This is a genomic window from Pseudomonas sp. Hp2 (genome assembly GCF_006386585.1).
In the GTDB taxonomy this organism is placed as follows: domain Bacteria; phylum Pseudomonadota; class Gammaproteobacteria; order Xanthomonadales; family Xanthomonadaceae; genus Pseudomonas_S; species Pseudomonas_S boreopolis.
The window spans coordinates 261,587-277,063 of the sequence record NZ_VAHJ01000003.1; the positions used below are offsets into that span (position 1 = coordinate 261,587).

Consider the following 15,477-nt stretch of genomic DNA (forward strand, 5'->3'; position numbering starts at 1 on the left):
ATCCCTCCTCAGGTCGCAGGTGCCAGCGGCAGCGCCGCCCGGAAGCGCCGCAGCCGCAACGCGTTGCCGACCACGAACACGCTCGACAGGGCCATCGCGCCGGCCGCGATCATCGGCGAAAGCAGCATGCCGTTGAACGGGTACAGCGCGCCGGCCGCCACCGGGACCAGCGCGACGTTGTAGCCGAACGCCCAGAACAGGTTCTGGTGGATGTTGCGCAACGTCGCGCGCGAGATCGCGATCGCGTTGACCACGCCGCGCAGGTCGCCGGACATCAGCACCACGTCGGCCGATTCCACGGCGATGTCGGTGCCGGTGCCGATCGCGATGCCGACATCGGCCCGGGCCAGCGCAGGCGCATCGTTGATGCCGTCTCCGACGTAGGCGATGCGGCGGACGCCCTCGCCCAATTGCTCCAGCGCCTCCACCTTGCCCTCGGGCAACACCTCGGCGCGCACCTCGTCGATGCCCAGCGAGCGCGCCACGGCTTCGGCGGTGGCGCGCTGGTCGCCGCTGACCATCGCCACCCGCAGGCCGAGCCGGTGCAGCGCGGCGATCGCCTCGGGCGTGCCGGGCTTGATCGGGTCGGCGACCGCCAGCAACGCGGCCACGCGCCCGTCCACGGCCGCGAACAGCGGCGTGCGCCCCTGCGCGCCCAGCGCCTGCAGTTCCTCGGCGAACGGCCCGATGTCCAGCCCGAGCCGCCGCATGTAGCGGTCCGCGCCGACCTCGACGCGCCGGCCCTGGACCTGCGCACGCACGCCATGGCCCGGCTCGGCGGCGAAATCCCTTGCCGCCGGCAGCGCCAGGCCGCGCTCGCGGGCGGCCGCCACGAGGGCATGGGCGACCGGATGCTCCGAGCCGGCCTCGACCGCGGCGACCAGCGCCAGTACCTCGTCCGCGTCGAATCCCGCCGCCACCCGCACGTCGGTGAGCGCCGGCTTGCCGCGCGTCAGCGTGCCGGTCTTGTCGAGCGCGACCACCTGCACGCCGCGCAGCGCCTGCAAGGCATCGCCACGGCGGAACAGCACGCCCAGTTCGGCGGCGCGCCCGGTCCCGACCATGATCGAGACCGGCGTCGCCAGCCCCATCGCGCACGGGCAGGCGATGATCAGCACGGCCACCGCGTTGACCAGCGCCAGCCCGAGCGAAGGCGAAGGCCCGAACGCCAGCCACGCCAGGAACGTCAGCAGCGCGGCCAGCATCACCGCCGGCACGAACCAGCCGGTCACGCGGTCCACCTGCGCCTGGATCGCCAGCTTGGCGCCCTGCGCCTGCTCGACCATGCGCACGATCTGCGCCAGCACCGTGTCGGCGCCGACGCCGGTCGCGCGCACGCGCAGCGCGCCGTGGCCGTTGACGGTGCCGCCGACCACGCGCGCGCCGGCCTGCTTGGCGACCGGCACCGGTTCGCCGCTGAGCATCGATTCGTCGACGTACGATTCGCCATCGACTACCTCGCCGTCGACCGGCACGCGCTCGCCGGGGCGCACCTGTACTTCGTCGCCTGCCTTTACCTGCGCCAGCGGCAACTCCACGAAGTCAGCGTCGCGCCATACCCGCGCCGTGCGCGGCTGCAGGCCGACCAGGCGGCGGATCGCGTCGGAGGTCCGCCCGCGCGCCCGCGCCTCCAGCCAGCGCCCGAGCAGCACCAGCGTCACGATCACCGCCGCCGCCTCGAAATAGACGTGGTCGGTGCCGGAGGGCAGCACGCCCGGCGCGAACGTCGCCACGGTCGAGTACGCCCACGCCGCGCCGGCGCCGACCGTAACCAGGGCGTTCATGTCGGGCGCGCGATGCCGGAGCGAAGCGATGCCACGCCGGAAGAAACGCAGCCCCGGCCAGGCCAGCACCAGGGTGGCGAGCGCGAACTGCAACAGCCGCAGCGGCTGTTGGCCGATGGTCTGCAACTGCCAGTGGTGGAACGCTGGCACCAGGTGGCCGCCCATCTCCAGCACCACCAACGGCAAGGCGAGCAGCGCGGCAGCCTGCAACGATTGCCGGAGGCCGTCGATCTCGCGCTGGCGCGCCTGCGCCTCGCGGTCCTGCCCCGGATCGGCGGCATCGAGGCGATGCGCAGAATAGCCGGCGTCGGCGACGGCGGCTTCCAGGCCTTCCGGCGTGGCCAGGCCCTCGCGCAGGCGCACCCGCGCACGCCCGGTGGCCAGGTTCACCGAAGCCAACTCGACGCCCGGCACGCTCTTCAACGCCTTCTCCACGTGCGCCACGCACGAGGCACAGGTCATGCCTTCCACGCCCAGCTCCAGCTCGCGCAGCGGCACCTCGTAGCCCGCGTCCTCGACCGCGGCCACCACCGCGCCGGGATCCGGCGCGCCGGCGAAGCGCACGTCGGCCCGGCCGGTGGCCAGGTTCACCTGCACCGCCTGCACCCCGGGCACGCGAGCGATCGCCTTCTCGACATGGCCGACGCACGATGCGCAGGTCATGCCGGCCACCGGGAGCTGCAATTCGCTGGACGTGGCGCGCCTGCGCGCCGGGCTGGATGTGGTCATCTCCGCTGCCTCGATCTCGGGATGGCGCCATCTTGAACCTTCCCACGATGGGAAGGTCAACCCATCCCCGGCGCTTGACCTTGCCACCGTGGGAAGGTCTAGCCTGGCGGCTTCCCAGAGGACGCTTTCCACGATGATCGCCTACACCATCGAGAACATGACCTGCGGCGGCTGCGCCCGCCACGTCACCCGCGCCGTGCAGGCGGTGGCGCCGGAAGCCAAGGTCGAGGCCGACCTGCCCAGCCACACGGTGCGCATCGAGACCTCGGCGGACGAGGCCGCCATCCGGCGCGCGCTCGCCGACGCCGGCTATCCGCCGAAGTAGATCGGCACCGGCACCAGCGCCGGGCGCACCGTCACCGCCGCGTCATATCCCGGCAATAGCCTGCCCGGCACGCTGGGGAGGTGCGGGGTCGTATGGCGGGGGGACAGGCAAAGCGGAGCTGGGCGGGCCTGTTCGTCGAGCACCGCCCGACGCTGCGCGGGTTCTTCGCGCGGCGCGGCGCCCACGAAGAGGCCGAGGACATGGTGCAGGAGACCTATCTGCGCTTGCTGCGCGCGCACCAGTCCCAGGGCGAGGCCATCGCCAATCCCGAGGCCTACCTGTACACCGTGGCGATGAACCTGGCGCGCGAACAGGCCGCGCGCCGGCGCCCCGCGCCGTTGCCGCTGGACGAACTCGAACAGCTCTCGATCGCGCTGCACGCCGGCGAGGCGGCCGACGACGTGGTCGAACGCCAGCAGCGCCAGCAACGCCTGCAGTCGCTGCTGGCCGGGCTGCCGGAGAACACCCGCGCGGTGCTGGTGATGCAGTACCGCGACGGGCTCAGCTATCGGCAGATCGCCGAGCGCATGGGCGTGTCGCCGCACATGGTCAAGAAGCACGTGGTGCGCGGGCTTTCCGCCTGTCGCCGCGCGCTCGCCGACGAGGCGGGCCACGAATGAGCAACGCGCCCGCCCAGCACCGCGCGCACGCGACGCACGAAGCCGCGCACTGGCATGCGCTGCACCGCGCCGGCGAGCTCGCGCCCGAGCAGCAGGCGCAGTTCATGGACTGGCTGGTCGCCTCGCCGCTGCACTTGCGCGAGTACCTGGCGATCCAGTGCATCGCCGGCGAACTCGGCGACGCGCTGCGCTCGATGGACATCGACCTGGATGCGCTGCTGGCCGCCCCGCCCCGCGCGCCCCGGGACAACGTCGTCGCGCTGCCGCTCGCATCGACGCCTCGCCCTGCGCCGGCCGCGGCGCGGCGCCCGCGCCTGGCGCGCGCCTTCGCCCTGGCCGCGACGCTGGCCGGCGTCGCGGTGCTGGCGCACGGCTTCTGGCCGCGCGAACACGTGCACGAAACCGGCCTCGGCGCGCCGCGCGCGTTCGTGCTCGACGACGGCAGCCGCGTCCATCTCGCCGGCGGCAGCGCCATCGCGGTGCGGATGGGCTGGCTGCAGCGCCGCATCGAGCTGCGCCGCGGCCAGGCCAGCTTCGAGGTGGCGCCCGGGCGGCGTCCGTTCGAGGTCCGCGCGGCAGGCCTGCGCATCGAGGACATCGGCACCACCTTCGACGTGGCGCTGCGCCAGCGGCAGGCGCAGGTGGAAGTCGCCGAAGGCCGGGTCAAGGTGTGGGACGGGCATGCACCCTCGGCCCCGCTGCTCGCCGACCTGCGCGCCGGCCAGAGCGCGCGCATCGCCTATCGCGATCGCGCCACGCGCATCAGCGAAGAGGATCCGCAGGCCATGACCGCGTGGTGGAACGGCCGCGTGGTGTTCCGCGACGAGCCGCTGTCGGAGGTGGCCGAACGCTTCAACCGGCTCAACCGCACGCAGCTGCGGATCCGGGACGCCGAAGCCGGGGCGCTGCGCCTGACCGGCAACCTGCGCGGCGGCGACATCGATTCGCTGCTCGCGTTCCTGCGCGACCAGCCCACCCTGGACGTACGCCGCGCCGGCGACGAGCTGCTGATCGGCCGCCGTGGCGGTGCCGCGGCCGCGCCCAAGCGCCTGTAAGAAAAAATTCATCGAAAAAACGGTGCCCGATCCTCGCCGTCGTCCCTCGTAGGTAGGCATGCGCGGACGAAACCGCGCGTCCCTACCCCCCACTCGGACACGACGATGCGCAAGACGCTGTTCCTTTCGATCGCCCTCGCCCTCCATGCCGGCACCGCATTCGCCCAGGCCACGCCCGCGGCCACGCAGGCCATCCCCGCGCAACCGCTGGACCGCGCGCTCAACACGCTTTCGCGCCAAACCGGTCTGCAGTTCGTCTACGACGCGCACGCCGCCGGCAATCCGCAGGCCGGCGCGGTCGCGCCCGGCCTGAGCGCCGAGCAGGCGCTGCAACGCCTGCTGCAGGGCACCGGCCTGCGCTACCGCTACCTCAACGCCACCACCGTGACGATCGAGGCCGAGGCGGCGGACGCTCCCGCGCCGGCGCAGGACGACCGCCAAGCGCGCCCGGCCGGCACCCACGACGCCCTGCCGCAGGCCACCGAACTGGAGCGCATCGAGGTCACCGGCAGCTATGCGGGGAGCCTGAGCGAGCAGATGCGGCGCAAGCGCTACGCCGACAGCGTGGTGGACGTGATCGCCGCGGAGGACATCGGCAAGCTGCCGGCCCAGAACGTCGCCGAGGCCCTGCAGCGCGTGCCGGGCGTGTCGATCGTGCGCGACCGAGGCGAAGGCGTGTACGTGCGCGTGCGCGGCCTCGGCCCCAATTTCCAGGTCACCACGCTCAACGGGCAGACCATGGCGGTCAACGAGAACGTGCGCAACTCCGGCCAGACCGGCCGCCAGTTCCGCTACGACACGCTGCCGGCGGAACTGGTCTCGGGCCTGGACGTGATCAAGAGCCCGACCGCCGACCTCGACGAAGGCGCGATCGGCGGCATCGTCAACGTGCGCACCTTTCGCCCGCTCGACCTCGGCAGGACGCTGACCAACGTCTCCCTCGAATCCAGCCAGGCGCAGAAGGCCGACTCGCACGATCCGCGCGTGTCCGGCCTGTTCAACTGGGTCAACGCCGAAGGCACCTTCGGCCTGCTGGTCTCCGGCGCCTACGCCGAGCGCAGCCTGCGCCAGGACCGCGTCAACGAAGTGAGCTGGGACTACTACGAGAACGGCGTGCCCGGCACCAACGGGCAGGCGCACTACGCGCCCACCGGCATCCGCCCCACGCTGGAGCTGGAAGACCGCGAGCGCACCGGCGTGGCCGCCTCGCTGCAATGGCGCCCGACCCAGGCGCTGGAAATGAACCTGGACCTGTTCTACGCCCGCCAGAAGGTCAACTACGACGAGTACAGCATCGGCGTCGGCACCGACAACCTGGGCCGCATGCGCAACATCGCCGTGTCGCACGACGCCGTGACCGGCTTCGACTACAGCAACGGCCAGGTGCAGATCTCGCGCGAGACCTCCGGCATCGTCGACGACAACCGTAGCGTGCGCTTCGGCACCACCTGGTCCGGCGATGCCTGGACGCTGTCCGGCGTGGCGTTCCACTCGCAGGCGCACAGCTACGACGCCGATCCGATCCGTCGCACCCGCCTGCGCACCGGCAACACCGTCGGCATGCGCATCGACATGCCGCAGGCCGACGGCGACAACGTGCCGGATTGGGCCTTCACCAACGGCTACGACCCGACCTCGCCCGGCGCCACGCCGGGGCGCCGCCTGGAATGGCGCACCATCGACGCCGAGGACAAGGAGGACGCATTGCAGTTCGACGCCAGCCGCGCGCTCGACGGCGGCTTCCTGCGCACCGTCAAGGCCGGCGTGAAGTACCGCCAGCGTTCGCGCGACTACGACCGCGCCGACCTCATCCTCAACAGCATCGGCGGCAAGGTCTTCGATGCCAGCTACTTCACCGCGCTGCCGGTGGGCGACATGCTGTCCGGCTCCAACGGCGACTTGCCGCGCGAATGGCTGGCGCCGGTCGAATCGAAGTTCTGGGGCGACTGGCCGACCCCGGCCGCGCTGGCCAACACGCCCAACGCGGCCGACCTGCAGAACTCCTACGAAGTGAAGGAGAAGATCGCCTCGGCCTACGTGATGGCCGACTTCGGCCACGAACTGGCCGGGCGCGAACTGCGCGGCAACGCCGGCGTGCGCCTGGTGCGCACCGAGCAGGCCACCGACGGCTACGCCGACCTCGACGGCAAGGCTTCGCCTGTGCACTTCGAGCGCACCTACACCGAGGCGCTGCCGTCGTTCAATGCGGCCTGGGACGTGCGCGAGGACATGGTGCTGCGCACCTCGGCGGCCAAGGTGATGACCCGCCCGGACCTGACCGACCTCTCCTCCAAGCTCACTTTCAATTCCAGCGGCGAGATCCTCACCGCCAGCGGCGGCAACCCCGCGCTGAGGCCGTTCGAGGCCTGGCAGTACGACCTCACCTGGGAGTGGTACGTCGACAAGACCACCGCGCTCACCGCCGGCGTGTTCTACAAGGACATCTCGCGCTTCATCCAGACCGAGATCTCCAACCTTACCTACCAGGGCCAGGTCTATCGCCTGTCCTCGAAGACCAACGGCGGCCATGCCAGCGTCAAGGGCGCCGAAGTGGCCTACCAGCAGGTGTTCTCCGGCCTGCCGGCGCCGCTCGACGGGCTCGGCATGCAGCTCAACTACACCTGGACCGACAGCAAGGCGCAGTACCGCGACGGCGACGACACCTTCGAGGACAAGCTGGAAGGCGTCGCCAAGAACACCTACAACGCGGTGCTGTTCTACGAGAAGGGCCCGGTGGCCGCGCGGCTGAGCTACAGCTGGAGCGACAAGATCCTCAACGCGGTCGGCACCGCCAACGTGGCCACGCTCAACACCGACGAGTTCGGCAGCCTGGACGCGAACCTGTCGTACACCGTCAACCCGTACCTGTCGGTGTTCGTCAACGCGATCAACCTGACCGGCGAGGTGCAGCGCCAGTACGTCGGCGATGGCCTGTTCGGCGGCTATACCGACTACGGCCGCACCTGGTCGGTGGGCCTGCGCGCGCGCTTCTGAGTTCCCTGCCGCCTCGCCGGGCCGCCATCGCCGCGATGGTGGCCCGGCCTGGCGCCCGTTCCGCCTCCGCTACCGGTTCCCCATGAAAAGCATCACCACGCGCCTGGCCGCCCCGCTGTTGGCTTTGGCACTGCTGTTCCCCACGCTCGCCTGCGCCGCCGCGCAGGACACCCTGGAGAAAGTCGTCGTACTCAAGCGCCACGGCGTGCGCGCCGCGATGTCCAGCCCGGAACGGCTGGAGTCGTTCTCGGCGCGGCCCTGGCCGCGCTTCGGCGTGCCTGCCGGCGAACTGACCGCGCACGGCGCCGAACTGGAACGCCGGTTCGGCGCCTACCATCGCGTCCGCTACCGGCAGCTCGGCCTGCTGCGGGGCGACGACTGCGAGCGCGTCTACTACTGGGCCAACCGCACCCAGCGCACCATCGCCTCCGCCGAGGCCATCGCGCAGACGCTCACGCCGGGCTGCCCGAATCCGGTCCACCACGTCGCCGGCGGCGCATCGGACCCGATGTTCGACGGCCCGCCCGCGCTGCGCACGCCGGCCGCGCGCGCACTGATGCGCGCCGCGCTGGCCGGGCGGATCGGCGGCGATGCCGAGGCCTGGAACCGCGCCCAGCAGCCTATGGTCGACCGCTTGCAGGCGCTGCTGCTCCAATGCGAGCGCGTGCCGTGCCCGGCCGGCGCCGGTGCCGGCAAGCAGCGCATCGATACCGCGCCGGCCGCCCTTCCGGAGTACGGCAAGGGCTTGCCCGAGATCGCCGGTCCCGCCGCGACCGCCTCCGGCCTCAGCGAAAGCCTGCTGATGGCCTGGGCCGATGGCGCAGACTTCGCGTCGCTCGGCTGGCAAGGCCTGGACGATGCCAGCGTGGCCGAGGCCTCGCTGCCGCACCAGGCCGAGTTCGGCCTGCGCCTGCGCGCGCCGGACATCGCGCGGATGGCCAGTTCGCAGCTCGCGGCGCGGCTGGGCGCGACGCTGCTGCAGGACAGCGGATTGGCTTGGCCGTACGCCCCCATCGGCAACGGCGCCGCGTTGACGGTGGTCTCCGGCCACGACGGCACGCTCGCGTTGCTGGCGGGGCTGCTCGACCTGCATTGGCAGGTGCCGGGCTACCTGCCCGACCAGACCCCGCCGGGTGGCGCGCTGGTGTTCGAACGCTGGCGCCTGGCCGACGGAGAACGCGTGCTGCGCGTGCGCTACACCGCGCAGAGCCTGGCGCAGCTGCGCGGCAACCTGCCGCTGACGCTGCAGGCGCCGCCGCTGGAAGCCGCCGTGTTCGTGCCCGGCTGCAGCATCGCCAACGCACGGTACGACTGCCCGCTGGATCGCTTCGCGCAGCGGCTGGCCCGGCTGGTCGATCCCGATTTCGTGGTATCCGCCCCCTGAACGCCGCCGCCGGCCCCACTGCCGGCGCCCCCTTCCTTCCCCCGAACCGGAGAGCAATGCGATGCCCACGTCGAAGTGCCTGTCCCTCGTCCTCGCCGCCGTCCTGCCCGCCTGCCTGGCCGGCGCCGCGCAAGCCCAGACCCGCGCCGAGACCTCCGATCTCGACCGCTATCCGCTCGACCGCGTGCAGTTGGCCGGCTCGCACAACACCTACGACAAGAAGGACGTCTACGAGTACCTGAGCGATGCGCTGCGCGACGTGCAGATGATCGAGGTCGACGCCTGGACCAATCTCGGCAGCTGGCGCGTCTCGCACAGCAATCCGTTGGCCAACATCAACAACTGCCCCAAGGGCGGACAGCCCGGCAACGACCGCAACCAGGACCTGCGCTCGTGCCTGGACACCATCGCCAGCTACCACCGCAACACGCCGGGGCATCCGCTGGTCCTGGTCAAGCTGGAGATGAAGAACGGCTTCGGCACCAATACGCAGCCTGCCGACCTGGACGAGATGATCGCCAACCTGTCCGAGAACGGACTGCGCGCGCGCATCCCGGAATCGGACATCTTCACCCCGCTCAAGCTGATGTGTCGCGACAGCGCCTGCGGCAGCCGCTACGCGACGCCGGCCGAGGCGCTGGCGAACAAGCCCTGGCCGACGCTGGGCGAACTGCGCGGCAAGGTGATGTTCCTGATCGTGCCCGGCACGGTCTCCGACAGCGGCCCGCGCGACTATGCCGCGGCGCTGGCGTCCGGCAAGGCGCGGCTGGCGTTCCCGATGCTGATCGTCAAGGACACCACGACCGATCCCACCGCCGGCTACTACGGCGGCAATGCCGGCTGGAACGTCGCCTACGACGTCCAGGCCGGCCGCCTGGACAGCGGCGCGATCCCCCGCTCGCTGGTGCAGAGTTGGACCGGCCGCCGCTTCCTGCTCAGCGTCAACGACGACAAGCCCGGCGGCGACGGCGCCGACGTCGCCACCGGACGCGCGCGCCTGCACCAGCTGGCCCGCGACTACCACGCCAACCTGGTGAACACCGACCAGGAGCACACCGGCATCCCGGCGTCGTTCGCGATTCCCTGAGGATCCCGGCCACGCGGCGCCGATATCGTCGTTCCGGAGCGGTTGGGCCCAGCGACCGCTTGCGATTCGTTGGCGATCGCTGGGGCCGCCGTGCGGCGCCGTTGTCGCTGCGCACGTACATGGGCAAAGAAGTGCTTTACAGCAGTCGCATCAGAAAAGCACCCTCGTCCGCCCTCCGGGCACCTTCTCCCGTGAACGGGAGAAGGGAACCTCGGGCTCATCGCGCAACCCGCGCAGCCTGCCGGGGCCGAAATTCCTCCCGCAGGAAAACCCTTTCGACAGCGCTCCACCTAACTGCAATGCAGCATTGCAATAGTGGCATAGCGCGATCGCGTTAAGTCATTGGTCGCACCGCACCCCTTCTCCTACGCTGGCCTGCGCCGGATTTCCGGCAAGCGCCTGGCGAAGACGCACGCGGCCGCACTCGCCACGCCCCCATCGCGGCCGCACGCACGCCCGGGCGTGCACCGGAGACCGCATCGATGGCAGGACCGACCGCAACCACCACAGCCACCGCCCAGGCCGGCCCTGCAATGCACGCCTCCACCTATCGCCCCGCGCTGATGCTGCTGGCCTCGCTGTTCTTCATGTGGGGCTTCGTCACCGTCATCAACAACACCCTGTTGCCGCACCTGCGCAGCGTGTTCGAGCTGTCCTACCTGCAGGCCACGCTGATCGAATCGGTCTGGTTCATCGCCTACTTCTTCGCCTCGCTGCCGGCCGCCAAGCTGATCGAGCGGATCGGCTACCAGCGTGCGCTGGTGGTCGGACTGGGCATCATGGCGCTGGGCGCGCTCGGCATGATCCCGGCCGCGCGCCTGCCGTCCTACGCCATCACCCTCGTGTCGCTGTTCGTCATCGCCAGCGGCATCACCTTGCTGCAGGTCGCCGCCAATCCCTACGTCGCGGTGATCGGCACGCCCGAGACCGCCTCCTCGCGGCTCAACCTGGTGCAGGCGTTCAATTCCGCGGGCACCACGCTGGCGCCGCTGTTCGGCGGTTACCTGATCCTCGGCCGCTCGGCATCCGGCACCCAGGTCGGCGAGGCGACGCTGACGCCGGCCGAGCGCCTGGCCGATGCGCAGTCGGTGCAGCTGCCCTACCTGATCGTCGCCGCGGTGCTGATCGCGCTGGCGATCGTGATCGCGCGCTTCCGCCTGCCGGCGCTCGGCCAGGCGACCCAGCGCGTCACCCGCGAGGAGCGCGCCCGGCATTCGTTGTGGCGGCACCGCAACCTGGTGCTCGGCATCCCGGCGATCTTCATCTATCTCATCGCCGAGATCGGCGTCTCCAACCTCTTCATCAATTTCGTCTCGCAACCGCACATCGGCAATCTCAGCCACCAGCAGGCGTCGCACTACCTGTTCCTGCTGTGGGGCGGGATGATGGTGGGCCGCTTCGCCGGCAGCGCGTTGATGCGCAGGATCCCGGCCGAGACGGTGCTGGCGCTGTTCGCGGTCGGCGCCTTCGTCACGATGCTGGTGACGGTGTTCAGCACCGGCGCGGTTGCGATGTGGGCATTGATCGCGGTGGGGCTGTTCCACTCGATCATGTTCCCCACCGTGTTCGCGCTCGGCATCCGGGGGCTGGGCCCGCTCACCGAGGAAGGCGCCGGGCTGCTGGTCATGGCCATCGCCGGCGGTGCGCTGGTGGCGGTGCAAGGCTGGCTCGCCGACACCTACGGCCTGCAGAACGCCTTCCTGCTGACCGCGGCCTGCGAGCTGTACGTGCTGTTCTATGCGTTATGGGGCGCGAAGGTGACGGCCAGGGCCTGACCCGGTCTCTTTGCGGGAGCGGCTTCAGCGCGATGGGCTTTACCGGTAAAGCCGATCGCGGCTGAAGCCGTTCCCGCGGGTGCGCTGCCGCGCCTACTTGTCCAGTGCGCGCGGGTCCACTACCGGCCAGCCGTCGGCGTCCCAGCGCATCGGCAGCACGTGCAGCTTGGGCAGGCCGTTGTCGCGGGCGTCGTAGGCATGGAACACGAGGTAGTCCTTGCCGTCGAAGCGGTAGGCGCTGTTATGCCCCGGCCCGGCCCAGCGCGGGCTGCCATGCAGCACTTCGGTGCCGCCGCCATGGTCCATGCGCTTGCCGTCGCGGTCGAGGTACGGGCCGCGCACGTCGCGCGAACGGCCGACCATGATCCGGTAGTCGCTCTTCAGGCCGCGGCAGCAGTGGTCCCACGAGGCGAACAGGTAGTACCAGCCATCGTGCTTGAACACGAACGGCGCCTCGATCGCGCCGGGCTCGGGCTCGGCATCGTCGGCCTGCCAGGGCCGTTCGCGCCGCGCCAGCGTGTGCCATTCCTGCGGCTCGGCCAGGTGCAGCCGGTCGGGCGCCAGCTTCGCCAGCTTCAAGCCGCCCCAGAACGAGCCGAAGGCCAGCCACGGGGTGCCGTCGTCCCCTTCGACCAGGTTGGGATCGATCGCGTTCCAGGCATCGCGGTAGGGCTGCGAACGCACCACGATGCCGTGGTCGACCCACTTGAACGCCGGATCCTTGGGGTCGAGCGTGGTGTTGGTCGCCACGCCGATCGCCGAGGTGTTCTTGCCGCCGCTGGAGATCGAGTAGTACAGCGTGTAGACGCCGTCGTGGAAGGAGATGTCGGGCGCCCAGATATGGCCGTTGAAGTCCGGCACGATGCCGTAGGCCCACCCGGGGATCTTCGCGAACACCGGCGCCTCGGCCTTCCAGGTCTTCAGGTTCTTCGAGCTGTAGACGCTGATGCCGGGGCCGGTGATGAACAGGTACCAGGTCTTGCCCTGGCGGATCATCACCGGATCGTGCGCGAGCACGTCGGCCGAATACCCCTTGTGCGGCTTGGCGACCGGCGGCGCGGCCATCATGTCGCTGTTGTCGGCGGGCGCCTGCTGCGCGAACGCGGGCACGGCCAGCGATACCGCCAACGCCAGCAGGGCTCGGCGCGCCAGTCGCGCCGGCCGCGGAACCTGTTCACGCCCCGTCGCGAGCGAAGCCAGGTGGCCCGTGGCGGAGCGGAGGAAGCGCAGCGCATGAGCGATACGTGAGCATTCCTGGCACCGCACCCGGGCCACATCGCGAGCACAGCAGGATCGCGAGCGGGTTCTCACAACGCCACCTCGCGCAGCGGCCGACCGAACACCGGCATGCCCTGCGCATCCCACTGCAGCGGCTGGATGCACGTCTGCCGGTCCGGGTTCCACAGCGGATCGCCCTCGATCTCGCGGTAGTTGCGGGCGTGGTAGACCACCAGGTCGGTGGCGCCGTCCTCGGTGGTGGTGAAGCTGTTGTGGCCGGGACCGAACACCTCGCGCTCGGCGTCGGTCGCGAACACCGGCACCGGCGACTTGCGCCAGCTGGCCGGATCGAGCAGGTCGGACTCGGCATCCGCCCACAGCAGGCCGACCGCGTAGCGCTCGTCGGTGGCGCTGGCGGAATAGCTGACGAACACCTTGCCGTTGCGGATCAGCACGGCCGGGCCTTCGTTCACGAGGAAGCCCTGCACCTCCCAGTCGAATTCCGGCTTGGTCAGCAGCACCGGCGCCCCGCCCAGCGCGGTCGGCGTCGCCAGCGGCGCCAGGTAGAGGTTGGAGTTGCCGGGGATGTCCGGGTGCTTCTGCGCCCACAGGTAGTAGCGCTGGCCCTTGTGCTCGAACGAGGTCGCGTCCAGGCAGAACGCGTCGATGCCGCTGTCGATGCGGCCGGCGAATTCCCAATCGCCCTGCATCGGGTCGGCCGAGGGATTGCGCAGCGCGTACATGCGGTGCTGGAACAGGCCGTCCTTGATCTCGCGCGAGGGCGCCGCGGCGAAGTAGACGTACCAGGCATCGTCGAAGCGATGGATTTCCGGCGCCCAGATCAGCGAACTGGCCGGGCCGCTGGCCGGCGCGCGCCACAGGGTCTTCTCCTCGGCGTCCTTCAGCCCGGCCAGCGTCGGCGCGCGGCGCAGCACGATGCGGTCGTACTCCGGCACCGAGGCGGTGAAGTGATAGTGGCCATCGTGGCGCAGTACGAACGGATCGGCGCGGTGGAGGATGAAGGGGTTGGAAAACGAAAACGTCATGTCGGGCATTCCGTGGTGGTACGTGCGTTGAAAGCGTCTTGCGCGGGGCCGGCGTCGCCGGGGGCCTCCTCGACGATCTGCTCCTTGAGCGTGCGGTAGTAGTCGTCGGTGATGCGGTACAGGAACATCAGCCCGCCCATCAGCACGTGGAACGCGCCGGGGATGATGGTGAGCATCAGCGCGATGCCGTTGAGGGTGAACGCGCTCTGCGGCTGGTCCGGCACGTAGTGGAAACCGGCCAGCAGCCAGCCGACGATCGCCCCGGCCACGCCCATGCCGGCCTTCTGGCAGAACGAGATGCCGCCGAACGCCAGCCCCGCCACGCGCTTGCCGCTGCGCGCATGGCCGTAGTCCACCGCCTCGGCGATCGCCGACCAGAACACCGGCGCGTGCAGGTCCACCACCAGGCTGACCAGGAAGTACAGGACGAACGCCAGCGCGATGTCGCCCGGCTTGACCAGCAGGTACATCGCCACGCTCAGCGCGCCCACGACCAGTTGGCTGTAGCGGAACAGCTTGACCTTGCAATAGACCTTGGTGATCCAGGTCGATACCACCATCGCCAGGATCGCCGCGACCACGCCGGTGGCCATGAACGCGGACATCAGCTTCGCGTCGCCGCCGAGGTAGTACTTGGCGTAGTAGGCGGCCACCGACCCGCGGATCACGTAGCCGATGGTGCCGACGATGCAGACCGCGCCCAGGATCAGCCATTGGTCGTTGCGCAGCAGCAGGCCCAGCTGCTCGCGCAGCGGCTTGCGCTCGACCTGGTGCTGGATGCGCTCGGTGGTGGAGAAGAAGCAGAACAGGAACAGCAGCGTGGCCAGCAGCCCCATCAGGCCCATCGCCCACTTGTAGCCGTCGGCGAGATGCCCGCCGCCCCATGCCACCGCCAGCTGCGGCACCACGATGGTGACCAGGAACGCGGCGACCTTGGCGAAGAACAGCCGGTAGCCGTTCGCCGACAGCCGTTCCTGCGGATCGGCGGTGAGCACCCCGATCAGCGAGATGTACGGGATGGTGACCGCGGTGAACACCAGCATCACCAGCAGGTAGGTGGCGTAGGCCCACACCAGCTTGAGGTTGTAGGACAGGTCCGGCGTGGTGAAGGTCAGGAACACCGAGATGCCGAACGGCACCGCCATCACCAGGAAGTACGGACGATAGCGGCCCCAGCGCGTGGTGTGGCGATCGGTGAACATGCCCATGGCCGGGTCGGCGAAGGCGTCGATCAGCCGCACCACGATGAACAGCAGCGCCACGTCCTGCGGCTTGAGGCCGAACACGTCGGTATAGAAGAACGTGATGATCAGCATCATCGACGAGATCACGACATTGACCGCCATGTCGCCGGCGCCGTAACCGAGTTTCTCGATCACGGACAGTTTTTGCGTCTGTTGCATGTGCCCTCCTCTACAAGCGCACGCGGATTCCGGGAACGCCGCGCGGCCGCCATCGCG

At 70.2% G+C, this 15,477-nt stretch carries 11 protein-coding genes; 7 read left to right on the forward strand and 4 right to left on the reverse strand.

Annotated features, from left to right (window positions below; genetic code table 11):
* Positions 1-8: 8 nt before the first annotated feature.
* Positions 9-2,513, reverse strand: a complete 2,505-nt coding sequence (locus tag FD678_RS10610) for a heavy metal translocating P-type ATPase (protein ID WP_140722741.1) — start codon at positions 2,511-2,513, stop codon at positions 9-11.
* A gap of 133 nt (positions 2,514-2,646) precedes the next feature.
* Between FD678_RS10610 and FD678_RS10615 the strand changes: the two genes are divergently transcribed.
* From FD678_RS10615 to FD678_RS10645, 7 genes are all read left to right on the forward strand, one after another.
* On the forward strand, positions 2,647-2,838 hold the full coding sequence (locus FD678_RS10615) for a heavy-metal-associated domain-containing protein (protein ID WP_256661909.1): 192 nt from the start codon (positions 2,647-2,649) through the stop codon (positions 2,836-2,838).
* 92 nt (positions 2,839-2,930) lie between these two features.
* Complete coding sequence (locus tag FD678_RS10620; protein WP_140722744.1) at positions 2,931-3,458, forward strand: RNA polymerase sigma factor; 528 nt, start codon at positions 2,931-2,933, stop codon at positions 3,456-3,458.
* Positions 3,455-4,513, forward strand: a complete 1,059-nt coding sequence (locus FD678_RS10625) for a FecR family protein (protein WP_140722747.1) — start codon at positions 3,455-3,457, stop codon at positions 4,511-4,513. Before FD678_RS10620 ends, FD678_RS10625 begins: the two co-directional genes overlap by 4 nt.
* Positions 4,514-4,618: 105 nt before the next feature.
* Positions 4,619-7,507, forward strand: a complete 2,889-nt coding sequence (locus FD678_RS10630) for a TonB-dependent receptor (RefSeq protein WP_140722750.1) — start codon at positions 4,619-4,621, stop codon at positions 7,505-7,507.
* Positions 7,508-7,589: 82 nt separating this feature from the next.
* Positions 7,590-8,891: a histidine-type phosphatase gene (locus FD678_RS10635; protein WP_140722753.1), complete on the forward strand. Its 1,302-nt coding sequence runs from the start codon at positions 7,590-7,592 to the stop codon at positions 8,889-8,891.
* A gap of 61 nt (positions 8,892-8,952) precedes the next feature.
* On the forward strand, positions 8,953-9,978 hold the full coding sequence (locus tag FD678_RS10640; RefSeq protein ID WP_140722756.1) for a Ca2+-dependent phosphoinositide-specific phospholipase C: 1,026 nt from the start codon (positions 8,953-8,955) through the stop codon (positions 9,976-9,978).
* A 482-nt stretch (positions 9,979-10,460) separates the two neighbouring features.
* Complete coding sequence (locus FD678_RS10645; RefSeq protein WP_140722759.1) at positions 10,461-11,753, forward strand: sugar MFS transporter; 1,293 nt, start codon at positions 10,461-10,463, stop codon at positions 11,751-11,753.
* A 93-nt stretch (positions 11,754-11,846) separates the two neighbouring features.
* On the opposite strand, the gene FD678_RS10650 is transcribed toward FD678_RS10645, so the two are convergent.
* From FD678_RS10650 to FD678_RS10660, 3 genes are all read right to left on the reverse strand, one after another.
* Positions 11,847-12,863 carry an arabinan endo-1,5-alpha-L-arabinosidase gene (locus tag FD678_RS10650; RefSeq protein ID WP_218569644.1) on the reverse strand — a complete coding sequence of 339 codons (1,017 nt, stop codon included), beginning with the start codon at positions 12,861-12,863 and terminating at the stop codon, positions 11,847-11,849.
* A gap of 197 nt (positions 12,864-13,060) precedes the next feature.
* Complete coding sequence (locus FD678_RS10655; RefSeq protein ID WP_140722762.1) at positions 13,061-14,017, reverse strand: glycoside hydrolase family 43 protein; 957 nt, start codon at positions 14,015-14,017, stop codon at positions 13,061-13,063.
* Positions 14,014-15,420 (reverse strand): MFS transporter, encoded by a 1,407-nt coding sequence (locus FD678_RS10660; RefSeq protein ID WP_140722766.1) that lies wholly within the window; start codon positions 15,418-15,420, stop codon positions 14,014-14,016. Before FD678_RS10660 ends, FD678_RS10655 begins: the two co-directional genes overlap by 4 nt.
* Between the last annotated feature and the right edge of the window lie 57 nt (positions 15,421-15,477).